This window comes from Thalassobacillus devorans (genome assembly GCF_011761345.1).
Classification (GTDB): domain Bacteria; phylum Bacillota; class Bacilli; order Bacillales; family Halobacillaceae; genus Thalassobacillus; species Thalassobacillus devorans.
In genome coordinates, this window is the sequence record NZ_JAASRY010000005.1 from 34337 (window position 1) to 59766 (window position 25430).

Below are 25430 nucleotides of genomic sequence, written 5' to 3' on the forward strand. Positions count from 1 at the left end.
GGGAGGACTTTAAATGAAGAAGAATAAAAAAGACCACCCTTTCTTCAAAGAAGAGAGTTCCGAAAAAATGGCTCTTTTTGATGAACGAAAAACTATTGAGAGAAATAAGAAGCAGCAAAGGTCGAAAGCTAAAAAGAAAAAAAGAGAGGTGGCCATTCCATCCATAGCTGAGATTCTTCCCATTCAGGACATGACGGAGGAAGGATCCTTTCAATTAAAAGGAGATGGGGGCTATATGGACGTGATGCAACTTCATAGTAAGGACATATATTCGCCATCTACCCAAGAAACTGAATACGACATCATGAAGATGGCCAAGTTCTTTCAATCGTATGCGTCCGATATCAAGATAGTCTCCATGAATTTTCCGGTAAATATGAAAAAGCAGCTCGATGCGATTAATTACAAGATTGCTCAAAACAAAGCGCCTCTATACGAGCGCTTTTTAATTAGGAAAAGAGAGGAGCTGCACTTTTTAGAGACCCACCGGACGAACAGAGAGTTTTATTTATATATTTACGCGACTAGTCTTAAACAGCTTGCTGAGTACAGAAACAATTGTCGACGCTATCTTGGTCGAGTCGCTCCGATCATTGAGTTAACCGATGAAAAGAAACTTGATTTGCTCTATAAGCTATACAATCAAAATTCTAAACTAGAAAAGAAGGGATAAGGAATGTTCTCATTTCTAAAAAAGAAAAGTGATGGCGAAGAAACCCAAGAAAAAGGATATAACCCTTTCTTACTGGCCCATATCCAACCACAAGGAGGAATTAAATTTCACGAAACATTTACCCGAAAAGGAGACGGTTATGAAGTTTGTGTCCATGTCTATTCCTTCCCGAAAAATGTTTCTGACTTTTGGTTAGAGCCTATTTTCAATATGGAGAATGTCATTACTACGATGGATATTGTCTCTGACGATCGTTACAAAGTCCGAGATGGTTTAAACAAAGGGATGGCTGAACAGAGTTCCAGAATGATTAATGAAAAAGATAATGCAGGCATTATTGAAGCGCAAAATAACTACGATGATTTGCGGCAGCTATATAATCAGGTCTCTGAAGAAGGAGAAATCATAAAACGTGTTCATCTTAGGCATTATGTAAGTGCCCCAACAAGAGAAGAGCTGGAAGACAAAGTGAAAGTGGTCTTATCGACGTTACAGGACGAAAACTTTCGAGGATCTATCTTCTTAAACGAACAGGAATTTGAATGGAAATCACTACTGACGAATTATACGGAACAATCCACTTATCGAAACAAGAGGGAAGGTCATCCGATACCCGCTTTAGGGTTAGCAGGTGGCTTTCCTTTTCATTTTACTAGCTTAAACGACCCTTATGGTACGTTTTATGGCACGACACTCACGGGAGGAAATGTGGTCTTTGATCTTTTTCATAAAGATCAGCAGCGTAAGAGTTATAACGGAGTCATGGTGGGAGCGATGGGAGCAGGAAAGTCCACAACTCTTAAGAAAATTATGCTAGATAACGCGATTAAAGGATATAAAGTTCGGACGTTTGATGTCACAGGAGAATTTGTGGAGTTAACAGAAGCTTTAGGCGGAAAGCAAATCGCGTTAGACGGGTCAGATGGGGTCATCAACCCTTTGCAGGTGTATCGAACGGCAGAGGACGAATATACGTCATTTACTCAGCACTTATCCAAGTTGACGACGTTCTATAAATTCTTAGCCCCAGAAGCGAATGATAGTGAGTTGAAAGAATATGAAAATCTATTAAGAAAGCTCTATGAAAAACTTGGCTTATGGAATGACGATTCAGAATCAAATATAACCGAGCTTGCCGTCCATAAATACCCGATATTCACAGATTTTCTTGCCTTTGTTGAAGAACAACTCTATGAAAATATCAAGGAAGGGAAGCAACGGGAAAAGTTGAGTCAGGAAAGGAAACGACGGCTGGAAAGTATTGAATTAAACATACGGAACCTTGTAGAAACCTACGCGCACCTTTTTAATGGCGTATCAACCATTGAACACTTCAATGAGCAACAGGTTGTTACTTTTACACTGAGAGGCCTATCTCAAATGAGGGCAGAGGTTTTCCAGGCACAATTGTTTAATGTACTCAATCTCTTATGGGACTCTATGCTAACGAATGGTTCTCCTCAGTTTGATGCTTATGATCGAGGAGAATTAGCTTTTGAAGATGCTGTAAGATATCTCATATTGATGGATGAAGCTCATCACATTATAAATACAAAAAAGAAAAGCGAGAGTGCTCTTGACTTCCTTACAAAGTTTAGTCGTGAGGCAAGAAAGTATTTTGGCGCCCTCCTTTACGCGAGTCATACAATTCGCGATTTTGTTCCTGAGGGGTCGGATCAAAGTATGGTAGAGGAGATTAAAAAGCTTTTTGAACTAACGCAATACAAGATTATTATGCAGCAGGATAGTAACAACTTAGAGATGATGCAGCAGATATTCATGGGGCAATTAAGCCAAAGTGAATTAAAAGATATCCCTTACCTACAAACAGGAGAGACGATGTTAAGCATCCGTGCTGTTGAAAACATTCGTTTCAAGGTGGAGGTGTCTGATGAAGAGTTAGCCTTGTTTGGGGGAGGTGCATAAGAATGCCTTGGTCCCTTCTCCTTGGGTTAGTACCTCGGAAAGTATGGCTTTGGTTGATTGGTATGCTGGTAGCTCTTTTCCTTCTGCAAATGCTCTTGTATGCTTCCGTCATTACAGGACTGATCGGTTATCAAAAGTCTTCCTCTAGTGAGGAGGTGAGGTCTGTAGATGTAGTGAATGGAACAGCGCAAGTTTCGTCTGCATTAGAAGAGTACCGTCCTCTATTCGAAGAATATGCTGAAAAGTATGGGGTCTCCAAGTATGTGGAGCTTCTCTTGGCCAAAACGATGCAGGAATCGGGAGGACGTCTTGATGATGTGATGCAAGCCAGTGAATCTCTCGGTCTACCACCAAACACGATTGAGGATCCCGAAAGAAGTATTAATGTTGGTATCAGATACTTCTCGGAGATGCTGGAGAAAGCAGGAGGAGATATTAAGCTAACACTCCAAGCTTACAACTTCGGTGGAGGGTTCATTGATTACGCAAACGAACACAACAATGGAGAATACAGTAAAGAGTTAGCGGTCGAATTTTCAAGAATGAAGTACCAGAGATTGAAGCATACAGGCATGTATTCCTGCATTAGACCGGAGTCGGCAGAAACAGGAGCTTGTTATGGAGATATTGGTTATGTTGAGGCCGTTTTAAGTTACCTTAAAGGTGGAGTTATTGAAGCAGATTTGCAACCAACGGGAGATTGGGTGATGCCCATTGAAGGAGCACTCACCCAGACATCTGATTACGGCATGCGCCCAGATCCTTTTGATGGAACACCGGATATGCATAGAGGTATAGACTTTGCTTGTACGAACGCCGTAACGCCAATTCAAAGCGTAGATAACGGTCAAGTTGTTGAGGTGGAAAGAAGTAACTCTGGCTATGGAAATAACGTTCTTGTGAAACACGAGGAGGGGCTTTATAGTCACTATGCTCATCTGTATACGATAAGTGTACAAAGCGGAGAGATGGTCCAAAAAGGGTCAAAAGTAGGCAAGTGTGGTTCGACAGGAAACTCTACAGGACCCCATCTTCATTTTGAAGTTATGACCAAAAATCAATATCGTTCGGACGTAGATCCTGCCCCTTATCTTGGGCTTTAAGAAAGGAGAAAATGGATGAATAGACGTTTACTTTTTGGCCTGTTTGTCGTTCTGTTAATCGTCCTCACTTCGGTTAATATTTATGCTGCACGCACATTACCGAATGACAATCTCCAGGAAGATCTGCATCACTTGGAAGTGAAAAACGAAAAGATAATGGAAGAAAAAACTGAATTAGCGATGAAGTTACAAACACAGGAACCTGCTGACATTCAAGCGAGATATAACGCTTTAGTTAAGCAGGTTTCTTCGTTTATAGAGGTAGCTTTTCAACAGAATAAAAAGACTTATCAAGAAAGGAAAGATGAAGCACACAAGGTAATGAGTAAAGGCTTAGCTGCAACTTTCTTTCCTACAGATACCTATAAAGGAGATAGGAAAACAGAGGTAGATGAAGTAGAAATATTCATCAAAACAGGTAATCTCACAAACAATCAAGCAAGTGTATTAGTTAAGTTTAAACATACTCTCTATTCTTTGCAGAGCGAACATAAGCAGGTATCTCCAGTGTTTCTCAAAATAAATGTTCATAGAGAAGAAGGGCGCTGGATGATAACAGATTTTCAAGACGTCGAAGAGGAGAGATATACATGAAAAAACAAACAAAACACATCACGGAAGGAACCACGAATAAATATCTTATTGGATTAAGCGTCATGGCCATGGCGCTTCTTTTTTTCTTATTTTCTGGTTTTATCTTTGGTGATGAAGAGCAGAGTGAAGTTCAACAAACGCCTGTCAATGAACCTCTGAACCTACAAGGAGCAGGCGAACTGACCATTAAGGATTGGGTTTATAATCCAACGAAAAATCTGATGGTTGTCACCATAAATATCAATAAATCAACAGCTTTATTAGATGAATCGTTGAGCTTTAAGGCTCAGGAAAAAGAGCATCCAAAGCGCGATCTTCCAACGCACGTAGAGTACAACGATGAAAGCAGATATGTCATTAGTATCCAACAGGTAAGTCCTTCCTTTGATGTCATGGCCTTAGATGTTAATAAGGAAGAAAACATTATGATATTCACTGAAAAGAATAACCAAAATTCCCTGAAAGGGGGTGAGGAAAAGAAAGAGCTGGCACGTATTTATACTGATCAACGTAAAGTGAAAATGGACAAACAATTAAACATTTTAACGGAGCAGGAATATGAGGTAGCTGCTGTATCTGAACAGATCGAAGAGTCGAAAGAAACAATAAAAGAGAAGAAGAAAAGTATTCAAGCGATCGATGAACGAATCAAAGAACTTGATCAGAAAACCGTAGAGTTGGAATCAGAGCTTCTTTACGATACGGAGGAAGAGAAAAAGCAAACAGAGTCTAGAATTCATCACCTAGAAAATGAAAAAGATCAGATCAATCAAGAGGCAGCTGAACATGAATTAACCATTCAAACCATCGTTGAGAAGATTGAGATGTTGGAAGAAAAACGGGAGATGATTTCGAAATAAAAGGGTCTTGGGTTGTGATAAAGGTCAACACAGCGTCCACACATCACCTGTGCAAGGACCACACATCAAGATGAATACACGAATGGTTGTTCCTGTTTTAGCAACACAGCGACCGCACATCTGGAGATTTTCTTGTTCCCTCGTTTTGCCCGGCTCTGCCGGGATTCACACGCCAAGTGGGAACAAAAACCCCTTATGCTCTTCTCTTTATTCACTAGTATTAGTGACTTCATCAAAAGGAGGGACTTTCATGGAAGTAAGAATTCGTTATATGGATCCGAAAACCGTTCAACGAATTGACGAACTTGCGGAAGAAAAAGGATTAAGTCGGCAAGAGTTTTTACATGCTCAGTTGCAACAGTTAGCTGTCTTTCGAGAAGAGAACAATCGTGAACAAAGACTACAGCAATTAGTCGATCGAAACATTCAAACGATGGTCCATTGTTATACAGCCATTCGAGAAATGAATGAGTTCTTACATTTTGATGAAACAGGTGAGGACGTATGAATGAAACTGTTACTCCGGGAGTGGTTTTAAAAACGAAATTTGTGACAGCCAATAAGAAAGGATTTCAAGATTATGTGCAATACGTGGACCGTGAAGAAGCGAAAGGAAAAGGGGAAGCTCATCGGTCCATGTTTAGTTTATATAATCACTATATGGACGACCCGGATAAAACCTCTGCCTTGTTTACTCAGCAATCGGATCGTTTATCGATGGAAGGAAAACAAGGGATTAAATCATTGTTTGAGCAGGCTCAAAAGAAGAACAGTATCATGTGGCAAGACGTAATCACATTTGATAATGAGTGGCTTCAAAATCGAGGCGTTTATGATTCAAAAACGCACACCTTAGATGAAGATGCTTTAAAGCAAGTGACAAGAAAATCCATGCAGGCCATGATGAAAAAAGAAGGATTACAAGAAAGTGCTATCTGGTCAGCGGCCATCCACTATAACACCGATAACATTCATATTCATGTAGCAACGGTCGAACCGAACCCGACTCGTGATCGTGGAAAGCGAAAACCCAAAACTTTAGATGCGATGAAAAGTGAAGTGGTCAATGGATTGTTAGATCGAACGCAAGAACGGAACCAAATTAACGATTTGATCCGTGACCACATGGTGAATACAAAGAAAGAGAATAGCAGCATGAGATGGAGCAATAGAGAGATGAAACCATTGTTCCTCGAAGTGTATAATCACTTGCCTAAAGATAAGCGACAATGGCACTATGGCTATCAGACTTTAAATCCTCTTCGACCAAAAATTGATGAACTAACAACAAGGTATTTAAATAAGTATCACGCCAAAGATATGAAGCAGCTGCATGATAAATTGGATCAAGAGGTGTGTGAATTAAAACGAGCCTATGGCGATGGACCTAAAGATAAAAAGCGCTATCAGCATTATAAAAAAAACAAGTTAGATGATCTCTATAAACGAATGGGCAATGCATTCTTACAAGAAATGAAACGGTACGATCACCAGCAGAATCCTAGACAAACTACTAATACAAATAGCCCTTATAAGTCCATGCCTTCAGGTATTCATTTGCAACGTTCCCTAAGAAGCATTCAGCGTTCAATGGGACAAACCTATGATCAGTTTATCAATGACTTGGATCATCAAAAGTTGGAACGAGAAATCGAAAGGGAAAGGTAGGGGTACATGAATGAGAAGGCGGCAAAATATAACGCTTCATGAAGAGACGATATCGTTAATCAAAGAGTATCAGGAACAGCATCATATTCGTTATCCTGGTGATGCTTTAGACCGAATGATTGAGGAATGGGAAGCTCAGAAATCGAAGGACCATTCCCAAGAATACCTCCTGAGGTTGATGGCCCAACGCTTTCAAGAAGTGTTTTCAGAAGAGATGAAACGGCTGCGTTTAGCGGCCAATCGTAGTGATAAGAATACGCAGGTGCTTCTTGAATTAATGAATGGTTTTGCGATGGATCAAAACTTAGAAAGCTGTGTTACGACACCGATTTTCGAGAGCCAAGCGATGAAGGATGCGAGACAAGCAGTAGAAGAAAGAATCAGTCATCAGCGTCAAAAAAGAATAAGTGCGACATAAACACAACCAGCATCAATCTAATGGTACTCATGAGGAATTATCAATAAAGGAGATGAACGGATGTTTTTATTTAACAGCAATTATGAGGTAGGTGTATTTAATCGTTTAAGCGATAATAACGAACTGGTTATGGATGTGGGCCAAGAGGAATATAGCCTGACATTGAGTGATGAAGAAATGGACGATCTTGAACAGCATTTAATGAATCAGGAAAACTTGCTCATTCCTTTTAATAAATCAACCAAGGAACTGATTCTGGATACCCAACCAAACTACGATGAAGAGGAAATGGAAGAGCTCATGAACATCAGTGAGGGAGCTGAATATCATGACGAAGACTAAACGATCTTATAGAAAGAAAACGCCTGAACAAGTGAAAGAAGAGATCAATCATTTGACGGAAGGCATGGAGAAGAGCATCTCCAATCACTTTCATTCTCCCGAACAAATGAAGGAGTATCTAAACTTTATGGGGAAGTTCAACCAATATTCCCCACGCAATACAGCGCTGATCGATTCTCAGTTTCCAGGAGCAGAAGCTGTTGGTTCCTATGCATTCTGGAAAGAAAAAGGATATCCCGTAAACAAAGGAGAGAAAAGCTTAAAGATTCTCGTGCCCAATCGATTAGGTCAGCAATTTCAAAATGAAGAGGGCGAATGGAAACCTTTAAAGTATGCGACGAAAAAAGAAAAGCAATTAGTTAAAGACGGTCAACTCGACAAACGAGATGGCCGTCTTGTTTATTCTACAGGAAGTGTTTTTGATATATCTCAAACCTCAGCTACTCAAAAGGATCTACCCGAGATCTTCCCTAACAAATGGATTGATGGACAGGTTGAAAACTACAGTCAGCTTCGAAGAGGGATGGAGGATATAGCTGAGAAAAATAACATACGAATTGTAGAGCCTTATGAAGAGTTAGGGGCAGCCAAAGGAGTGAGTTATACCGGACGAGGAGAAGTAGCTCTTAATCCACGTAATTCAGAGCGTCAGGACACAAAGACTCTGTTACATGAACTGACTCATGCCAAACTTCATACAAAGGAAAACATGAATGACTACACCAAACCGGAGAAAGAATTTCAAGCAGAAATGACAGCTTATACTGTTGCCTCTTATTTCAATATTGATACCAGTGACTACTCATTGGATTATCTGCATCACTGGACCAAGGATCATGAATTTAAAGATCATGAAAAGCTATTACAAGAAGTTCAGTCAACAGCTAAAGAATTCATTATGACCATTGAAGAATCAATCGAACAAGAAAAGGAAGGGGAGAAAAGTATGGATGCTAAAGAACAAAAACATGTAGTGGAAGAGGAGAAACAAGAAAGGGAGAAGTTACCTTCAGAAAAACTTCGGGATATGTATAGAAGCCAAGTGAACAAGTCTGAGAGGGATAGTGGACCATTTGCTAAGAAAGAAAAGACAGAAGAGGAGTATTCCCACCAAGACTTCAAAGTTGCTTATAAGAAGGAGCTCATGAATTTTATTGAACCAACCGTCGGAAAGGAGTTAGATAAAGAACAAAACGCTGACCGACAAGAACGGTTAAACCAGATGCTTGCTTTTCAAGAGACTCATAGTAAAGAAGAGGTGTATCAACTCAAAAAGGAATCTCTTCAAGAATTGAAAGAACTGCCATTAACGGATCGCGGAGAGCAGCGACTATCGCAAATTGAAAGTAAGTTGGATCGAGAGTTCCATGAAGAGAAAGAAAAAGAAAGCACCACTTTGGAAATGAAGAAGGGGAGTAAGGAGGCTTTTAAGGAGAAGGAAAATCAAAAAGAAAAGATAGAGGTTGAACGCTAGGCAGGGAGATTTCTCCCTGTCTTTTTTTATCAAAATTTTAGAGAGGAGGAAGTGCTGCATGGCCAAACATGTAAGCGCGAACCAAGTGGAGGTTGCTCGTAATGTGGATCTTGTAGACTATCTTCAACGTAAAGGGGAGCCATTGAAGAAAGAGGGAAGATACTACCGGCATCAAGTGCATGATAGCTTAGTAGTTAAAGACCAATTGTTTGCCTGGAATTCCAGAGACGAAAAAGGAGCAGGAGTCATTAACTTCGCCAAAATGTTTTATGGAATGAGCTTTCCAGAAGCTGTGCTCGATCTGAATGCGCAAGGTTATAAAGTCAAAGAAAATGTCCAAGAGGAAGAGCCTAGGGAGCCTTATCAATATCCTTCTCATTATGAAGTGAACGATAGGGCAAAGGCCAAAGGTTATCTTACGAATGAACGGAAGATTCACCCGAAAATTGTTGATTGGCTTGATAATAAAGATTTAATCGCACAGGACAAGCTTGGGAATGTGGTGTTTAAGTGGAAGCAGCAAGGTAAGATAGTTGGAGCTGACCGTCAAGGGACCTCTCCAATGAAAGATGGTCGTATGTTCAAAGGGATTGATAGGAACAGCCATGGATCTGCAGGATTTTCATTGGATATTGGTAATCCTAATTCCATTTATCTGTTTGAAAGTCCGATTGATGCGTTATCTTATTGGAGTATTAAGAAAGAAAAGCTGCAGAATACTCGCTTAGTATCCATGTCAGGGCTTAAGAGGCAGACCATGATTGATGAAATAAAACGATTGGGTAAGGAAGGTCACAAAGTACGACAAATAACGTTTTGTACGGATAATGATAAGGCTGGGAGGGAGTTTGCAAATAGATATCAAAGGTTGATGACTAATAACTTATCTACTTGTGATTTATCAAAAACAAAGGATTGGAATAACGATTTGAAGAGTATAGTTGAAAAGAATCACGATCTAGGGAATGTTACTAGTAGATGGTAAAAAGTTGAGAGTTTATTTATTATATTCATTAAATGGACTAGGCGGTGGATATGTGTTCAAGGTATAAAAAGAGAGTAGAGATCTATTCGCTTAGTAAGTGAATAGTGAAACCTTCTGTTTTAGCTAATTCGTTTAACAATTTCCAATCAAATTCATCATCGATTTCTTCATTGATGAAAAGTTTATCTATTTCATGTAAGGGCTGGTTAACTAACTCATTTAGTTGGGTTCTATCTTTATGGTCGTCAACAAAAACTCCCTTAATTAAGTGCTGATCATCAAATTTATGTATTTCTTCATTTATGAATTGTATTACCTGCCCTGTGTCTTCACTTTTTGTTAATCGATAATAAATTGCTACATTCGCCACTTGTATTACCTCCGTATTTTAGGGTATTGTTAACGATGCAACTAAACAATTTTAACACATATATAGACCAAAATTAATCACTTTTTGCTATAATAGAAAAAAGCACAAATGTTCGTGGGGTGAAGGAAAGTATGTTGTATAAATTTATAGACTTATTCGCCGGAATTGGTGGTATTCGTTTAGCATTCGAGGAATATGGCGAATGCGTTTTTTCTTCAGAGTGGGATAATAAAGCGAAAGAAACGTATAAGGTGAATTTTGGTGAGGAACCGGAGGGAGATATTACCCTAGTAGACGAAAAGGATATACCTAATCATGATATCCTTCTTGCAGGTTTTCCTTGTCAGCCGTTTTCACTCGCTGGTGTAAGTAAAAAGAACAGTTTAGGAAAGCAGCATGGATTCCTAGATGAAACACAAGGGACTTTATTTTTTGACATTGCCCGCATTATAAAAGAAAAACAGCCCCAGGCTTTTCTTTTGGAGAATGTAAAAAACCTTAGAAGCCATGATAAAGGTAAAACTTTCAAAATGATTAAGAAGGTTTTGCAGGAAGAGTTAGGGTACACTGTTTATGATAGAATTATTAATGCAAAAGGGCTAGTACCACAAAATAGGGAGCGTATATATATTGTAGGTTTTAAAAAGCCTCTTCATTTTGAGTTCCCTAACATTCCAGAACAAGGGCCACCACTAAAAGATATCCTTGAAGATAATGTAATAGATAAATATACTTTATCTGATAAATTGTGGAATTACCTTCAAGCCTACAAAGAAAAACATAGTAAAAAAGGTAATGGTTTTGGTTTTGGCCTTGCAGACTTAAATTCCAATAGCAGAACATTATCAGCGCGTTATCATAAAGATGGAAGTGAAATATTAATACCTCAAGAGAAAGGTAAAAACCCAAGAAGACTAACACCAAGAGAATGTGCTAGATTGCAAGGATTTCCAGAAACGTTTAAAATTGAGGTAAGCGACACGGCCGCTTATAAACAATTCGGTAATAGTGTTGCAGTTCCTGTGGTTAAAGAAATAGCTAAAAACATGATTTATGCTATAGAACAGGATAAACAGATTGAAAACGTTGAGGAGGTCGGAATCGATCATGCAGAGAGAGTTAGACAACCTACCTGATGCAATTGAAGCGGCCAGACAAAATGGCCGCTTTTTTTGTAAGTTTTTAACCCCAAACGATGCAGGGGTAAATGGAGCACACCAAGATGGAGTATATTTAAACATAGGTTCATGGGACATTTTCTTCAATGAAGTTTCCGTTCCAGCTACTGGAATAAGAGAAAGGTTAGTAATGATACATATAGACGGTTGGCAGCCATTTGAAAGTAGGATAGTTTATTATACTTCTAAGAAGGAATTTCGCATCACCCGTTTTTGGTCAAATGCTCCGTTTAATCGTAACGAAATGGTAGGAGCTTTAATTATATTTATACCATTATCAAAAGAAGATTATAAAGTTTATATTTTTAATACAGAGGAAGAAATAGAAGAATTTTCTCAAACATTCTCATTGTCTCTTGCAGATAATTATACGGTTTATCATGAAGATGATATTATCGTGGCTGAAGAAACATTTGAAGATAAGGTATTAGAGTTAGTTGCGGGGTATAAAGATTTTCCGGAAACAGCTGTTATGGCTGAAATATCACGCAGAGTTTATATGGAGTACTACAGTAAGAAGAAAATTCAACCTGATAAAGACTTAATTAACTGGGTAGATACTGAATATACGGTGTTCAGACTTATCGAACAGGAGGTATATAAAGATAAGCTTATTAGACCATTTGGAGAACTTCAGCCACTTCTGGACTTTGCAAGTAGTGCCTTGAATAGAAGGAAAAGCAGAGCTGGGAGAAGTTTAGAGCACCATATAAACTATATATTGACTAATGTAGGATTACCATTTGATAATCCTGGAAAAACAGAAGGAGAAAAGAAACCCGATTTTCTCCTACCATCTACAAACCACTATCATAATCCTGAATATCCTCAAGAGAATTTAATACTTTTGGGTGTCAAAACTACATGTAAAGATAGATGGAGACAGGTATTAAGTGAAGGGGAAAGGATACCAAATAAACATCTTCTAACATTACAGCAGGGGATATCCGAAAACCAGTTAAAGGAAATGGAGAATGCCCATTTGCAGTTAGTTGTACCAAAACCATATCATAAGCAGTATCCGGAAGCATATAAAGAAAAAATATGGTCTGTTAGTAAGTTTATAGATTACGCAAATGAAAAATATACGTTAGTTTAAATAAAGGCTCGCTTCGGCGGGTTTTTATTTAGCTTGATCAATAAATGCCGAAATCTTATTCACTGTTTCTTCCAAGTCTTCCTTTACTTCATGCTCCCATACCCGTAAGAGATTCCATTCCTTAGCCTCATAATGATTATTCACTTCTTTATCACGTTCTACATTTCTAGTTAATTTCTTTTTCCAGAACTCTGTATTTGTCTTAGGCATATTGCCGTGCAAGTGGCACCGGTGGAAGAAACAGGAATCAATAAAAATGACTACTTTGTATTTTTTAATTGATATATCAGGTTTCCCTTTCAAATTTTTAGTATTTCTACGGAAACGATAGCCTCTCTTCCATAATTCACTGCTAACAATCTTTTCAAGCTTCGAAACAGACTTGATTGCTTTCATATTTTTTCTTCGCTGCTCTTTATTCATGACATCAGTCATAGGCTCACCTCTACTTATACTCAAATACATATGCGATACAGATTTAAAATGCTCCTATAATTAATTAATAATATTTGGTAAAATCTAAGTGTATTGGTCTATGAAAAATTTCATAGAATACTTAATTTACCTAGGAGGTCAAAATGACTACGCTGTCTCTTGAAGTAATGAATGATTACTTATCTAGTAGTATAACCAGTAACCGTAAAACTGGACAATTAAACAGAAATAAATTGAATGGACTATTGGCTGAGATCGATTTTCGGGAGTACTTAAATACGTTAGGTTTTGCTGAAAGGATTTCTGTAGGTGGATGGATTGCAAGGTCTGTAGGTGCTGGAAATTTTGGTGTTGAGACAGTTGCTATGTTTCCTGAGACTATATTCCCAAATCAAGACTACTCCCCTACTAGAACATTAACAAATCCCTCTCACGGATTACATACGATTTGTTCTACTTTTCATCAGATTGGTATAAGAAGTTACTTCTGTACACCTTCTATACATAACATTAATGATACACATACCATATCATGGAAGGCTGTACAGTTAGGGCTTCCTACTGAACAGAATTATTATGACTTTCCTGATAATATTAATGGATTTAGTAATAGATCTAGGCGATATAATTTTTTAGGTTATGAAACTGATGTTAGCGAGATACCTTCTAGGGCAATACCAGAGGAGTTTACCAAAGAACATTTGAGGGTTACATTTCAAAATCGGTATATGCAAGAAACGTCCGATATTGATGGTATTTTATGGGGGAATCAATTTACTTATCCAATTGAAATAAAAGAGAAGACACCAGCCCCCGATTCTGCATTAGGTGAATACTTTGGACTAGACTTGGGACCATTCGTAAAGCTGGCATACTATGCTTCTAAGAGAGGAAACTTACATTCTTTATTTATTGTAAGAGAAATTGATAATACAGAGGATAGAAATTTAGTCAATTGGTGGTTTATTCCATTTGAAAAATTGGCTCGATATGCTTCTTGGGTACCAAGGGCAGGAGGGAAAAATATGGTTGGAGGAGCAAGTGCCGTAGTTAAAATACCTAAAAACCAATTCGAGGAATTAAATCGGAATACTATTAACCAACTATGAAGAGAAGCCTTTTCCGCTTTGGCCTAATACATTAAATAGAAAAGAGCTTCATAAATTATTTGGTAGTCTTTCATATAAGTTAGAGGATGTGCATTTGATGAAAATGGATGTGTATAATATTCCTTTTTTTAATAATGGGTGGGCCTTATTTTTCTTAAAGCTAGGAGAATTATTTTATAAAGAGAATATTATTTGTGGTAACCAATCAAAGCTAAATATTGCTATTAGTATACCATTTAACGACTATATAACCTATACCATAGGTGCTGGAATGGCTCATGCATTGTATTTAAACGACAGTTCAGATGACAATTTTTGGTTGAAAGATTTGAAAAAAGGTACTCTAGTTTTTTATTCTAGCCCTACGGAAAGCTCAACTGAAACGAGTTATATATACAATGGTTTATCGGATTTAGGTTACCCTACTTTACAGGGTATAGGTGCAAATAGTGATATGGTAGTGACTCTTCAAAAGAAAGAGAGCTGGAAAAATATTCGTGTAGCTCCAGTGCAAAATAATTATAAAACCCAGCGTAACATAGAATATGATCCTTCAATAGAACATTTATCCCGGTTTTATGATAAAGGAATAAGTAATAAAATATTTAATCGTTCAATACCACTATTCTATATCACGGCAAATGAAAGCCAGTTAAGAAGAGAGGCTAAACTTAAACTTAACAAATATTTATCGTTACAAGACTTTGTTAGGATAAGAAAGATTGGGGAAGGCAAACAATATTCATTTGTATGTGACTTACTTTCAAAAGATGAAAATGTAATCAGTGATGGAGCACCTTTTATTGTTGATGGAGCTAATTTATATATTAGGCATAGAAAGGAACTTATAAATGAAGCAAAGATAATTGTTCTTTCTAGAGAAAATCCTATGGACAGTAATATCGATGCTTTAGAAGAATTAGAATACGAATTTATTACAAACAATACAGAAGAGGACCCGGAAACACTGGAGAAATTAAAAGAATTTCACCCCCCAAAAAATATTGAAATATTATGTTGGAGAGCATTTAATGAGTAATAATCTAGACTTTATAAATAAAGTGTACGAGATATCTAACTCTTATAAAATCTATTATGCTAGGATTCAAAATTCAAAGCTTGAAGACTTAATGCGGTTAGCACGAATTAAGTTTAATGGAGAAGAATATAATGATAAATTATTAGGTAAGTTTTTAATCCCCCTCCGTTTTATTTTATATAAAGTTTCTACTTACTTGATCCCATATAATAATTTAGTTGAAGAGAAAAAAATGGTTGAACTAAGCAATACTCTAAACTCTATATTAAGTATTTATCCTGAAAAGCAAGAGTACAAGGTGTTATTTGACCTGCTGTCTGATTGTTTAAATAACAATAGGAACGATATTTCTGAATATCTAAGTAAAAATGTAATTAAATATAATTCCCAAGCTCATGCTATTGTGACAAAGCGCGAGCTTGATGATAGCCAAAAAAAGTATATTATTATGTCAACGGGCGTTGATAATATTTCATTTTACTCAGATAATAGTTTTAAAAATATGAGAGATACTTTTGATCTTGTGGTTTTTATAGGAAACGAGAATTACTTTGATTATTCATTTAATAATGTTCCAAGAGCTCCTGTGAACTACTATGTCACTTTAAATATGTATAGTAATACATTTACAGATAATAACATGTTTAGTCATTTTAATGGTAAAAGTTATTATTCGACTCTTTACCAGGGACTTCATAAAAAGTTTATTGTAGAAGGAGATGAAAAAAGCGCTTTAAAAGATAAAACTAATATATCTACAAATGAAACGGTAATGTACCCAAACATTGAAGAACCTACCATAAGTATAGGGCTACTTAAAGAAATAATTATAAAATTTAATTCAGAATCTGAAGAAAAAAGATTTATAAATGTAGTGCCTATAGAATTAACACAAAATAGGTTTATTTTACTGGCCAGTCATAACAAGAGGTATGAAGTGTTAACACTAGAGAAGAATTTAGAAAAAAAGTTGTTAGATGATATTACTACAGATGATTTTTTGCTAGTGCGTAATGAGAGTGAAGGGACCTTAATTAGAGAAGTAGCAAATGAGATGTTTATGGATCAGAATATCTTAATTTATAGGAAACGACAACAAAGACTTAAAGAGCATTTACAGAAACTTGTAGATAAATATAGTGTAGAAAAGCTCTGTCTATTATTGGAAAAAAAAGGTTTAATAACAATTAATGAATTAAAAATTAAAAACCTTTTAAAGGAAGAATCATTTAAACTTCAAAATAATCAAGAATTTTTAAAGCTTTTATATATATTAACAGGAAATAATAAAGAAAAAGCTTACAAGTTCTTTAAATCGTCACGTATGCTCTCAAACTTTCATATTCAAGCAGGACGAAAAATAAGTAAAGAAATTAGAGGAGCTATAAATGAAGCTGACCTGACTGTTTTATACGAAAACGGGACTCAAAAAATTGAATTATCTCAATACAAAGGAGCCTCATTTAATTTAGAAAAGATAAAGTCAATAAGCTCTGAACATTTCAAAGTACCTGTATCACAGGAAAAAAAAATTATCTATGCTGAAGATATTGGTTATTATTAAAGGGGGAAAATTGAATGGGGCTTAAAGAAAATATAGAGAATAGGGAAGAATTAATATCAAGTATAGCACAAGAATTAATAGGACCAATTAAAGTAAACCCAACAAACATGTTACCTCTGGATATAAGTGATCCTACTTTTAAGAATATAGAAGATACATATGAGAAATATTATAATTCTGAAAATTTAGAAGAAATTTTACAGGTCAACACACCATTAATCCAATATTCTTCAGGCATACTTTTTCCATATGGCTCAGAAAAAGAACCATTGTTAGATCAAGAAAAAAATATCTTTCAAAAGGAAGAGGACACTCCAGCTTCTATAACTGATGAAGGTTTAAAAAACATAGAATCTCTAATAAATCGATCTGGTGGGGAGAGCACAGAAAACCAAGAAGATAGTGTGGAGCTCATGCCGCAGAAAAATGATTTTTCCCCAGCTAGCCTAGGGCTGAGCTATTTTGTTGAATTAGGTGAAGATAGCAATATATGTATAAAATTAAACGGTGGAGTATATAAAAAATTTACTCCTAAATTGGCGAATGGCAGAAGGTTACGTGATTGGTGGAGTAGGGACCCTGTAGAGTCTGATTTAATTAAATTATCAAAGGAGCAGATTTATAATAATAAAAGAATATTCTTTTCATTAACTGTTAAGGGACTAGATTTGCGTCTGCTCATTATTAATAGAAATATGGGGGACAATCGATTTTTAATGACTGTAAGTCTGACTAATGAAACTGAAGTATTAAAAAATCAACCACTTGACCAATATTGCTTGTTTCAAAGTCAAATTAGTATAACGGTTGCCCCGAAAAGTGGGGCGCTTTTCTTACCCTACCCAACGATAAATCCTAGTACAGAGAGTATGTATTTAGACGAAGATAAACAATCAAATGACTTATTATATAGAGAAGCTAAAACATTTGCGCTTGGTCACGGATGTTCTGCTAATTGGAGTAAAGTCGAAAATAGCAAACAAATAGATAAAATTTTCTCAACCTTTTTGCCAGAATATGAGTCAATGAGTATGACCCCGGATATTGTGGATGAGGAAGGAAACGAATTTTCAATTTCAATGTTAGAATTAGCAAGTCCATTGTCAGATTCTATTGAATCAATATTAGGTAAACTTGTTAGTTCTTATGAAAATTGGATTGAGTTAAGGCAACAAGAAGTTCATTCACTAAAAGAAAATTATGGCGCTACTCCTCAAAAACATATTGATAAATGTAGGGAATCAGCAGAGCGTATGCGGATGGGAATTGAATATATTAAGAAAGACGACCATGTATACACTGCTTTTAAAATGGCTAATCATGCTATGGCAATACAACAAAAAGTAGGTAATTCAATCAGAAAAGGTAAAGTAGAAAATGATAATCTTATTTTCAATCCCGAGTTAGTAACATTTGAAATTCCAAAATTAGAGGATTTTGAAGAGTTTGAAGGAAATTGGAGAGCTTTTCAAATAGCTTTCTTTTTACTTTCTATACCTTCAGTAGCTGATGGAAAAAGCTTGGATCGGGAAACTGTTGATTTAATATGGTTCCCTACCGGTGGTGGAAAAACAGAAGCTTACTTAGGTGTGGCGGCTTTTTCAATGTTTTTAAGAAGGCTAAGAAATAAAAATGACACTGGAACAGACCTGATAATGAGATATACTCTTCGCCTATTAACTACGGACCAATTTCAAAGGTCATCAAGATTGATTTGCTCAATGGAAATGATAAGGAGAAAATATAGGAATGATTTAGGAGAGACACCTTTTTCGATTGGGATATGGTTAGGTTCAAAAACTACCCCAAACCAAAATGAAGGGGCTTATGGTGCTAAAGAACAGCTCAAACAATGGAAAGAAGGAAATGATAAGAAAGCTTTTATTGTTAAGTCATGCCCTTGGTGTGGAGCAAGTTTAGGAAAATATACTATAAAAAAAGAGACTTCTTATATGAATTCTGGTGGCCTAGCAGTAAGAAGAAGAAAAAATAAAAATACTAACGTAAGCTCTAAAATCTTTGGATATGAATATAGCACAAAGGACAAAGAACTGAAAATCAAATGTCCTGATAAAAATTGTTCTTTTCACAAAGAGCTACCTATATATATTGTTGATGAAACTATATATGATAAAAAACCAACTTTTATAATAGGAACCATCGATAAATTTGCTATGCTTTCTTGGAAGCCGGAGGCTCGTTCTATATTTGGGTTGAATATGAATGGTGAAAGAGAGTTATCTCCGCCAAATTTAATTATTCAGGATGAGCTGCATTTAATTTCAGGCCCTCTTGGTTCTTTAACAGGTATGTATGAGGTGTTGATTGAAGAATTATCTACGGATTATCGTGAAAAATGTCCTGTCAAGCCAAAAATTATTTGTTCAACAGCTACTATTAGTCATTACGAGGACCAAATTTTATCTTTATATGGTCGCGATAAAAATAATTCCAAAATATTTCCTAGTCCAGGCTTATCACATGATGATTCTTTCTTTGCTAGAATTGCCCTTGAAGATAATCAATCACCTTCTAGAGGAAGAAAATATTTAGGGGTATATTCTCCAACAATAGGAATGCAAATGTTGCAAGTTAAGATATACTCTATTCTACTTCAAAAAGTGATGGAATTTAGAGATGAGGAAAAAGATCCCTTTTGGACCTTGTTAAGCTTTTTTAACAGCATTCGTGAATTAGGAGGAGCATTGACTTTATTACAAACTGACGTACCAAGTTACTTAAATCAAATTAGAAAGAAACATAATATTAAAGATAAAAAGCTTACTAGATGGTTAAATAGTTTCTTGGAATTAACCTCACGTCTAGATAGTGGGGAAGTTACGCAGGTTATAGATCAATTAAAAGTAAGGTATGGTACTGATAACATTGATGTATGTTTGGCATCTAATATTATAGAAGTGGGGGTAGATATAGATAGACTCTCATTGATGACAGTTGTTGGGCAACCTAAGAATACTGCGCAATACATTCAGGTAACCGGAAGGATAGGAAGGAAATGGAAAGAGAGGCCGGGCTTGGTTGTAACTTTATATAAATCAGGTATATCAAGAGATAAGTCACATTTTGAGCATTTTAGAGAATATCATGAAAAATTATATACAAAGGTTGAACCCACAAGTGTTACGCCTTTCTCAGACCCCTGTATTAGTAGAGGATTATATGGTTTAATCATTGGTTATTTAAGACAATTACACGGGGAGGATATAGCTTATTCCCCTGAAAATATTGGTAAATATGTCGAACCACTTAATGAGTTTAAAACGAAATTACTTAATAGAGTTAGAAAAGTTGACACTCAACAAGTTGACCTAGTTGAAAAAAGTTTTGATGATTGCGTAAGACGTATCACTAAATTGGGAGCAAAACATTGGGAACAGAAAGAAGATGGTGGATACTTCTTAATGTATCAATCGGGTAGTTATATCCCATCTATGTACAAAGAAACTGCTCGTCCGGTCCCAATGTCAATGAGAAGTGTTGATGCACCTTGCCACGGGGAAGTTTCAAATTCGTATTTGGTTGAGGAGTTGGAATAAAATATATGATTAACCATAAAACTACTAATATACCGTTAAGGAGAGCTGAATTAATTACTCCATTTGGAGTAGGGGCTATTTCTACTAATAATGAAGGTGTTAACTTAATGACTGGGGCTCTTGATCAATGGTTTACTGGCAAGAACGTTGATAAGTCTGAATTTAGTATTAAAGAACCTCGCCTTTCAAAGGTACTGGGTGTTAAAGAATTCAGACTGCCTCCTGATTATAGAACCTCATTGGGAAATACCGAGAAAAGAAATACTGAAATGAAAATACCTATGTTATTATTTCCGACTTGGTTTTACTGTAATCGATGTAGGAAAATGGAAAAATTAAATCCTGCAGAAATAAGTAATAAAAAGAATTGCAAGTATTGTTCAAATGGTCATTTAGTTCAAGTTCCTTTCGTTGTAGTTTGTAGAAAAGGACATATTGACGATTTTCCTTGGAAGGAATGGGTACATTCAAGTTTAGCGCCTTCTTGCACTGCGCCAATTAAACTTATTTCAACAGGAGGAGCAACCTTGACTAGTATGAGGATAGAATGTACCTCCCCTTCTTGCCTGGCAAGCCGCTCTTTAAAGGGAATTACTACTAAATTTGAGAATAACGATTCGCCATTATTTTCAAAAATTGAAGATGGAGAAAAGTATTATTGTACAGGTCGTAAACATTGGTACGGGACAATTGAAACATCCCACGAAAATTGTAAAGAAAAGCCATTTGTACTGCTGAAAAATTCTAATAATGTTTATTATCCAAGTGTTATAAGTGCGCTGTATTTACCCGGAGATTATTCAAACGAATTAGAAAAAACAATTTCTTTTTTTAAGAATGACTTAATTTTAAATGAGATTGAAATTCTTCAAGCTAATATAAGTAATGAAACAGTAGCCAAAATACTAAAAGAAAAGTTTCCTATTGATCTAGAGTTTGCTGAAGAGAATGTAATTATCAAAGCTCTTGAGTTAATACATGAAGAAACTAAAGAAATGGAAGAAGATCAGTATGAAAATATTCTGCGAGTAATGCGTTATCAGGAGTATTGTTCTCTTATTGATGAAAAGAAAGATGAAGATTTAAGAGTTCTGTCTGAATTTAATATTAATTACGATAAATCTCCATTCTATCAATATGGTTTACAAAAAATACACCTTGTTCCTAAATTACGCGATACACGGATATTGTACGGTTTTCAAAGACTAAATAGTAACCATTCTCTTAACAGAACCTCTATAAAAAATGGCAAAAGTCTTTTATTTAAAAAGCCGGATGCGCCCTCTAATAATTGGCTGCCAGGGTACACAGTGTATGGTGAAGGTATATTTTTTGAATTCGATAAGAAGTTGCTTGATTCTTGGGAAGAAAAACAATGTGTAAAAAAACACTTTACTGCAATGGAGTCTAGATATAAACAAGTTCTTTTAAACGGTATAATCGAAGAAAGGGAGCTAAGCCCGAGGTTTGTTTTGCTTCACACATTAGCTCATGTTTTAATTTCTGAAATGATTTTTGAATGTGGTTACAGTTCTTCAGCACTTCGAGAGAGAATTTATGTATCTAAACAGACTGATAGCGAAATGAATGGTTTCTTAATTTATACTGCTTCTGGGGATTCAGAAGGGACACTAGGGGGGCTGGTAAGATTAGGGCAAACACAAAACTTAATTCAGATTCTTCAGAAAGGAATAGAAAAGGCAAGATGGTGTTCATCTGATCCTGTATGTACTGATATCGGTATACAATCTGGTCAGGGAATCCACTCTTTAAATGTAGCAGCCTGTCATAATTGTGGCTATTTACCTGAAACCTCTTGTGAGGAATTTAATATGTTTTTAGATCGCTCATTATTAGTAGGAACACCAAATAATCCTGAGATTGGATTTTTTGGAAAAGTTATATAACCATAAGTTAAGTATATCCTATTGTACTTTTTATTTTGATGAGTGCCGTCAAAAGCGGTTATCTTTAAGAAAACCGCTTTTGGCTATACTCCAAATACTTGGTTGTTGTAATATCTCATCATAAAATAAAATGTTTTAAAACACTCGGTTAATATTGTAATACTTTTCTGCTATTTATTAAGGGCCTCATCAATAAATGGGGTAGCATCTTTTTCGGTATTTATTGCATGAACAATGTTATAATATTGCTTTTTACTAATTTCTTTATAATCTTCTTTTAAAGCTCGTTCAATTATATCTTCAGGAATTTGCTCATTCCATAAATGAATATGTTTGCTATTTTCAAAATCGCCCACAGTATGAATATACACCCACCCTGTTTCTTCACCATTGATACGGATAAAATAACGTTCATTCTCAATGCCCATTCTATTACTCCCTTTCATTTAATGTACTTAAATTATAACAACTGAAAAAATAACTACTAAAAGTATCATTAAACCTTGATACGAGCAAATACTTCTTACAACCTTTTTACCGTATTAAAAATATCTCTTAATGGGGTTGATATCCACATATATTTTTTTAGATTAAAAATTAGATTGTTATTTGAAAAAAGATCCTCTGCCACAACATTAGGATGTAGTCTGCCGGTTAAAAAGTAAATTTGCTTTTTGGGATTAGGTAAAATATCTCTAAAGGTTTGAATATATAAATTGTTATATTCTTTCAACTTATCAATATTTACTGGGTCAAGTATCTCCTTATTGCTAATCTTAGTGTCTAATAAAGCACAAACACTATTATTATCCAGTCCATTAAGGTTAGAAATTACAATTAAAAAAATATTCTCATGAGAAATACTTAACTCTGTAGCAATATTGGTGATGTTTGAGATATCTTTTTTCCAGTGGTCTGCTCTGTGAAACCCTAAGTCTGTATAAACCCTTATAAGTGCTTTAGGCATTTGATCTTGGTTTAATACAAATACAGCGTTGGAATGTTCGTAGGCTGTCATATTTGGTAGATGTTTTTCAAGGAAATTTATTTGCATCGGTATTAGGTTTTGTGAAACCTTCACTGCGCTTTTCCTTTGAAGGCCTTCATCAAATTTACGTTTGGTTTCATCCAAATAAATTTTTGTTGTGTTGATAAAAAGTTCTTCCTCAGGCAACACAGGTGAATGTGTAATAAAATTTGTATCTATTGTAGAGAGAAAGTTATTTTCATGACCCGAACTGCTGTCGGCTTGTAAGGATAAATTTAAGTTCTGAGAAATAGACTCCAAGGCTGTAGCTATTCGGTCAAGATGATACTCTAGATTTTTCATAAAAGAGCCTCCTTTTAACTAAGAAACAACTCTTGCTAATTAAAAATATACCACAGCAAAACTTTATTTGCAATGGCAAACATGAATTGGATGAAATGAAAGTATCCTCAACTATTTAAAATGCAGTCTTAGTGAAAGGTGGTAATGAAGTGTCAACCCCAAACTATACGTCAATTATGTGCTTAAAGCTATAAGAAAAATTAATATTGAAGGAGTTCCTTTGAAAAGAGAAACTACAAAATATAGGCTTTTATATGAAGGAAAGTATTATCCGCCCAAATATGTATTCGTTTTTAAAATTATTGAAGGTTCACTTTAATAAAAGTACTCCAGAAATCGAAAACATACTTCTCTATTTATACAGAGGGGATGACCTCTCTAAAACTCCTACTACAATTAATAATGGCTTCAACTTAATAAAGGTGGATTACTCAGGAGGGTTATTTGAAGATAGTAACTACATAGATCTTAATAGATAATAACTCAACTCCCGTACCCCATTGAAAATTGAATAAATGTTTAGTTTACAACGTTCAGCTTGCTTCCCCTAGGCAACTGGGTCCAATTGAAGCCGTTTCTTCAAGAAAACGAGCAACTGATCAAAAAACGTGTCCAAAAACTGCTCGATTTTCACATGGGTAAGTAGAAGTGCAGAAGCATCGTGTCACAGAAAAAATCCAGTAAAATCCAGAGGGATTCGGTGTATTTCATATCTTCTAATTCATCGCAACATGAATAAATAATTTTGGAGGTAACAAGATGACACAAACACTGAATAAGCTAGGTTTAAATGATGAGCAGGCACAAATACTTTACAGTTGGCAATACAGGATAACTGAAAGAGAAATTGAAAATGGGAATAATTACGCAAAAAAAGCATTAAAGAGGGAATGGTTACAAGATTGGGCAGATGCGATCGATTCTATGATAGAAGAACAGAGTAATGGTAAGTTAATTATTCGTAATAAAAAAGATTTGTTGGAAAAGACAAAGTATCTAGAATATAATTGCGGTAATTTTAGGACCCCATTGTTTTTAATATTATTCGAAGCAACCTTATTTACAGCATATTTCCCAGTGAATCCTAGCGACATGAAGAAATATAAGAAAATTAAGTTTAAAAGTAATTCGAAAGAAGTAGAAAATGAATTAATAGAAATGGCTCGCGCTTTAAAATTGGACAAAAAGTTGCCAAAATCTTATCAAGCATCATTCAAAAAATCTGTAAATTCGATATCTGGATTATATAAGAATTTGGTCATTGGAGGAAGTGCGGGTGCAGTAGCAATAGCATTAACCGCTGGATTTGCTACACCTTACATAGCAGCACTGGCTGCTCCATCGGGCTTGGCGGGAGCGGCAGCAGTAAACGCTGGTCTAGCGACTCTTGGTGGAGGAGCAATAGCAGCGGGAGGCACGGGTATGGCTGGAGGTATCGCAGTAATCGTTGGTGGAGGAGCGGTGATTGGGGGTCCTACAGGATTAGCTGCTGGAAAAATGCTGAGTAAATCATCTGATCTAGCATTGATAGAAAGCGCAAAAATACAAGTAGTAATGAAAGAGATTGTACTATTAAGTCAAAAAGATGTTCGTTTTGCTCAAGAATTAATTGCGGAGCAAAAGGAAGCAATAAAATTATTGGAAATCGAATTACATGAGATGAAATCGAAAAACGAAAAAAACTCTAATGATATAGTAACTTTACGAAAATCAATAAAATATATGAAAGAATCATATAAGTACAATGAGAAAATGTTGGAATTCTAGTATGGCTCTATTTGAGAGGGAGATGTACATTA

At 35.9% G+C, this 25430-nt stretch carries 23 protein-coding genes; 19 read left to right on the forward strand and 4 right to left on the reverse strand.

Going from position 1 to position 25430, the window contains the following annotated elements:
- Nucleotides 1-13 precede the first annotated feature (13 nt).
- The 11 genes from FHS45_RS15440 (at nucleotide 14) to FHS45_RS15490 (ending at nucleotide 10043) form a co-directional block, all read left to right on the forward strand.
- Nucleotides 14-673 (forward strand): hypothetical protein, encoded by a 660-nt coding sequence (locus FHS45_RS15440; protein WP_062440455.1) that lies wholly within the window; start codon nucleotides 14-16, stop codon nucleotides 671-673.
- A gap of 3 nt (nucleotides 674-676) precedes the next feature.
- Nucleotides 677-2599: a VirB4 family type IV secretion system protein gene (locus FHS45_RS15445; RefSeq protein WP_062440452.1), complete on the forward strand. Its 1923-nt coding sequence runs from the start codon at nucleotides 677-679 to the stop codon at nucleotides 2597-2599.
- Between the two features lie 2 nt (nucleotides 2600-2601).
- Nucleotides 2602-3702, forward strand: a complete 1101-nt coding sequence (locus FHS45_RS15450) for a lysozyme family protein (protein WP_062440449.1) — start codon at nucleotides 2602-2604, stop codon at nucleotides 3700-3702.
- 15 nt (nucleotides 3703-3717) lie between these two features.
- A complete protein-coding gene (locus FHS45_RS15455; RefSeq protein WP_062440446.1) occupies nucleotides 3718-4296 on the forward strand; it encodes a hypothetical protein in 579 nt (192 codons plus the stop codon).
- On the forward strand, nucleotides 4293-5156 hold the full coding sequence (locus FHS45_RS15460) for a hypothetical protein (RefSeq protein ID WP_062440443.1): 864 nt from the start codon (nucleotides 4293-4295) through the stop codon (nucleotides 5154-5156). Before FHS45_RS15455 ends, FHS45_RS15460 begins: the two co-directional genes overlap by 4 nt.
- 250 nt (nucleotides 5157-5406) lie before the next feature.
- The gene (locus FHS45_RS15465; protein WP_062440439.1) at nucleotides 5407-5664 is read left to right on the forward strand and encodes a hypothetical protein; all 258 of its coding nucleotides are present in this window, start codon (nucleotides 5407-5409) and stop codon (nucleotides 5662-5664) included.
- A complete protein-coding gene (gene mobP2 / locus FHS45_RS15470; protein WP_062440437.1) occupies nucleotides 5661-6824 on the forward strand; it encodes a MobP2 family relaxase in 1164 nt (387 codons plus the stop codon). Before FHS45_RS15465 ends, mobP2 begins: the two co-directional genes overlap by 4 nt.
- A 10-nt stretch (nucleotides 6825-6834) precedes the next feature.
- Nucleotides 6835-7242: a hypothetical protein gene (locus FHS45_RS15475; RefSeq protein WP_062440434.1), complete on the forward strand. Its 408-nt coding sequence runs from the start codon at nucleotides 6835-6837 to the stop codon at nucleotides 7240-7242.
- A gap of 60 nt (nucleotides 7243-7302) precedes the next feature.
- On the forward strand, nucleotides 7303-7584 hold the full coding sequence (locus FHS45_RS15480) for a hypothetical protein (RefSeq protein WP_062440431.1): 282 nt from the start codon (nucleotides 7303-7305) through the stop codon (nucleotides 7582-7584).
- The gene (locus FHS45_RS15485) at nucleotides 7571-9058 is read left to right on the forward strand and encodes an ImmA/IrrE family metallo-endopeptidase (RefSeq protein ID WP_062440428.1); all 1488 of its coding nucleotides are present in this window, start codon (nucleotides 7571-7573) and stop codon (nucleotides 9056-9058) included. The genes FHS45_RS15480 and FHS45_RS15485 overlap by 14 nt, the downstream gene beginning before the upstream one ends.
- Before the next feature lie 58 nt (nucleotides 9059-9116).
- Entirely contained in the window at nucleotides 9117-10043 is a 927-nt protein-coding gene (locus FHS45_RS15490; protein WP_062440426.1) for a toprim domain-containing protein, read from the forward strand.
- A gap of 82 nt (nucleotides 10044-10125) precedes the next feature.
- Here FHS45_RS15490 and FHS45_RS15495 read toward each other — a convergent pair whose 3' ends face one another.
- A complete protein-coding gene (locus FHS45_RS15495; protein WP_062440423.1) occupies nucleotides 10126-10413 on the reverse strand; it encodes a hypothetical protein in 288 nt (95 codons plus the stop codon).
- A gap of 131 nt (nucleotides 10414-10544) precedes the next feature.
- On the opposite strand from FHS45_RS15495, the gene dcm reads away from it, so the two are divergent.
- Entirely contained in the window at nucleotides 10545-11549 is a 1005-nt protein-coding gene (gene dcm / locus FHS45_RS15500; RefSeq protein ID WP_148349987.1) for a DNA (cytosine-5-)-methyltransferase, read from the forward strand.
- Nucleotides 11521-12690: a type II restriction endonuclease gene (locus tag FHS45_RS15505; protein WP_148349985.1), complete on the forward strand. Its 1170-nt coding sequence runs from the start codon at nucleotides 11521-11523 to the stop codon at nucleotides 12688-12690. The genes dcm and FHS45_RS15505 overlap by 29 nt, the downstream gene beginning before the upstream one ends.
- A 24-nt stretch (nucleotides 12691-12714) precedes the next feature.
- Here the strand turns inward: FHS45_RS15505 and FHS45_RS15510 are convergent, their stop codons facing one another.
- Complete coding sequence (locus tag FHS45_RS15510) at nucleotides 12715-13125, reverse strand: very short patch repair endonuclease (RefSeq protein ID WP_062440419.1); 411 nt, start codon at nucleotides 13123-13125, stop codon at nucleotides 12715-12717.
- Between the two features lie 143 nt (nucleotides 13126-13268).
- Here FHS45_RS15510 and FHS45_RS15515 point away from each other — a divergent pair, with 143 nt between their 5' ends.
- The 5 genes from FHS45_RS15515 to drmB all read left to right on the forward strand — a co-directional run bounded on the left by FHS45_RS15515 (nucleotide 13269) and on the right by drmB (nucleotide 22301).
- Nucleotides 13269-14234 carry a hypothetical protein gene (locus tag FHS45_RS15515; RefSeq protein ID WP_062440416.1) on the forward strand — a complete coding sequence of 322 codons (966 nt, stop codon included), beginning with the start codon at nucleotides 13269-13271 and terminating at the stop codon, nucleotides 14232-14234.
- A gap of 97 nt (nucleotides 14235-14331) precedes the next feature.
- A complete protein-coding gene (locus FHS45_RS15520; protein ID WP_062440414.1) occupies nucleotides 14332-15273 on the forward strand; it encodes a hypothetical protein in 942 nt (313 codons plus the stop codon).
- Nucleotides 15266-16837 (forward strand): hypothetical protein, encoded by a 1572-nt coding sequence (locus tag FHS45_RS15525; protein ID WP_062440411.1) that lies wholly within the window; start codon nucleotides 15266-15268, stop codon nucleotides 16835-16837. The genes FHS45_RS15520 and FHS45_RS15525 overlap by 8 nt, the downstream gene beginning before the upstream one ends.
- 14 nt (nucleotides 16838-16851) lie before the next feature.
- The gene (locus FHS45_RS15530; protein ID WP_062440407.1) at nucleotides 16852-20394 is read left to right on the forward strand and encodes a helicase-related protein; all 3543 of its coding nucleotides are present in this window, start codon (nucleotides 16852-16854) and stop codon (nucleotides 20392-20394) included.
- A 5-nt stretch (nucleotides 20395-20399) separates the two neighbouring features.
- Nucleotides 20400-22301 carry a DUF1998 domain-containing protein gene (gene drmB / locus FHS45_RS15535; protein WP_062440404.1) on the forward strand — a complete coding sequence of 634 codons (1902 nt, stop codon included), beginning with the start codon at nucleotides 20400-20402 and terminating at the stop codon, nucleotides 22299-22301.
- A gap of 170 nt (nucleotides 22302-22471) precedes the next feature.
- Here drmB and FHS45_RS15540 read toward each other — a convergent pair whose 3' ends face one another.
- Together FHS45_RS15540 and FHS45_RS15545 are read right to left on the reverse strand one after the other, a co-directional pair.
- Complete coding sequence (locus FHS45_RS15540) at nucleotides 22472-22729, reverse strand: hypothetical protein (RefSeq protein ID WP_062440400.1); 258 nt, start codon at nucleotides 22727-22729, stop codon at nucleotides 22472-22474.
- Nucleotides 22730-22824: 95 nt separating this feature from the next.
- Nucleotides 22825-23631, reverse strand: coding sequence for a hypothetical protein (locus tag FHS45_RS15545; protein ID WP_062440397.1), 807 nt, complete (start codon nucleotides 23629-23631; stop codon nucleotides 22825-22827).
- A gap of 759 nt (nucleotides 23632-24390) precedes the next feature.
- Here FHS45_RS15545 and FHS45_RS15550 point away from each other — a divergent pair.
- Nucleotides 24391-25398: a hypothetical protein gene (locus FHS45_RS15550; protein WP_062440396.1), complete on the forward strand. Its 1008-nt coding sequence runs from the start codon at nucleotides 24391-24393 to the stop codon at nucleotides 25396-25398.
- Nucleotides 25399-25430: the final 32 nt, after the last annotated feature.

Coding starts and splice junctions, on each gene's coding strand:
- FHS45_RS15520 (WP_062440414.1), top strand. CDS start 14,332: ATGAAAATGGATGTGTATAATATTCCTTTTTTTAATAATGGGTGGGCC.
- FHS45_RS15525 (WP_062440411.1), top strand. CDS start 15,266: ATGAGTAATAATCTAGACTTTATAAATAAAGTGTACGAGATATCTAAC.
- FHS45_RS15550 (WP_062440396.1), top strand. CDS start 24,391: ATGACACAAACACTGAATAAGCTAGGTTTAAATGATGAGCAGGCACAA.
- FHS45_RS15510 (WP_062440419.1), bottom strand. CDS start 13,125: ATGACTGATGTCATGAATAAAGAGCAGCGAAGAAAAAATATGAAAGCA.
- FHS45_RS15475 (WP_062440434.1), top strand. CDS start 6,835: ATGAGAAGGCGGCAAAATATAACGCTTCATGAAGAGACGATATCGTTA.
- FHS45_RS15440 (WP_062440455.1), top strand. CDS start 14: ATGAAGAAGAATAAAAAAGACCACCCTTTCTTCAAAGAAGAGAGTTCC.
- FHS45_RS15540 (WP_062440400.1), bottom strand. CDS start 22,729: ATGGGCATTGAGAATGAACGTTATTTTATCCGTATCAATGGTGAAGAA.
- FHS45_RS15455 (WP_062440446.1), top strand. CDS start 3,718: ATGAATAGACGTTTACTTTTTGGCCTGTTTGTCGTTCTGTTAATCGTC.
- mobP2 (WP_062440437.1), top strand. CDS start 5,661: ATGAATGAAACTGTTACTCCGGGAGTGGTTTTAAAAACGAAATTTGTG.
- dcm (WP_148349987.1), top strand. CDS start 10,545: ATGTTGTATAAATTTATAGACTTATTCGCCGGAATTGGTGGTATTCGT.
- FHS45_RS15460 (WP_062440443.1), top strand. CDS start 4,293: ATGAAAAAACAAACAAAACACATCACGGAAGGAACCACGAATAAATAT.
- FHS45_RS15530 (WP_062440407.1), top strand. CDS start 16,852: ATGGGGCTTAAAGAAAATATAGAGAATAGGGAAGAATTAATATCAAGT.
- FHS45_RS15485 (WP_062440428.1), top strand. CDS start 7,571: ATGACGAAGACTAAACGATCTTATAGAAAGAAAACGCCTGAACAAGTG.
- FHS45_RS15465 (WP_062440439.1), top strand. CDS start 5,407: ATGGAAGTAAGAATTCGTTATATGGATCCGAAAACCGTTCAACGAATT.
- FHS45_RS15490 (WP_062440426.1), top strand. CDS start 9,117: ATGGCCAAACATGTAAGCGCGAACCAAGTGGAGGTTGCTCGTAATGTG.
- FHS45_RS15445 (WP_062440452.1), top strand. CDS start 677: ATGTTCTCATTTCTAAAAAAGAAAAGTGATGGCGAAGAAACCCAAGAA.
- FHS45_RS15515 (WP_062440416.1), top strand. CDS start 13,269: ATGACTACGCTGTCTCTTGAAGTAATGAATGATTACTTATCTAGTAGT.
- FHS45_RS15505 (WP_148349985.1), top strand. CDS start 11,521: ATGCAGAGAGAGTTAGACAACCTACCTGATGCAATTGAAGCGGCCAGA.
- FHS45_RS15450 (WP_062440449.1), top strand. CDS start 2,602: ATGCCTTGGTCCCTTCTCCTTGGGTTAGTACCTCGGAAAGTATGGCTT.
- FHS45_RS15480 (WP_062440431.1), top strand. CDS start 7,303: ATGTTTTTATTTAACAGCAATTATGAGGTAGGTGTATTTAATCGTTTA.
- FHS45_RS15545 (WP_062440397.1), bottom strand. CDS start 23,631: ATGAAAAATCTAGAGTATCATCTTGACCGAATAGCTACAGCCTTGGAG.
- drmB (WP_062440404.1), top strand. CDS start 20,400: ATGATTAACCATAAAACTACTAATATACCGTTAAGGAGAGCTGAATTA.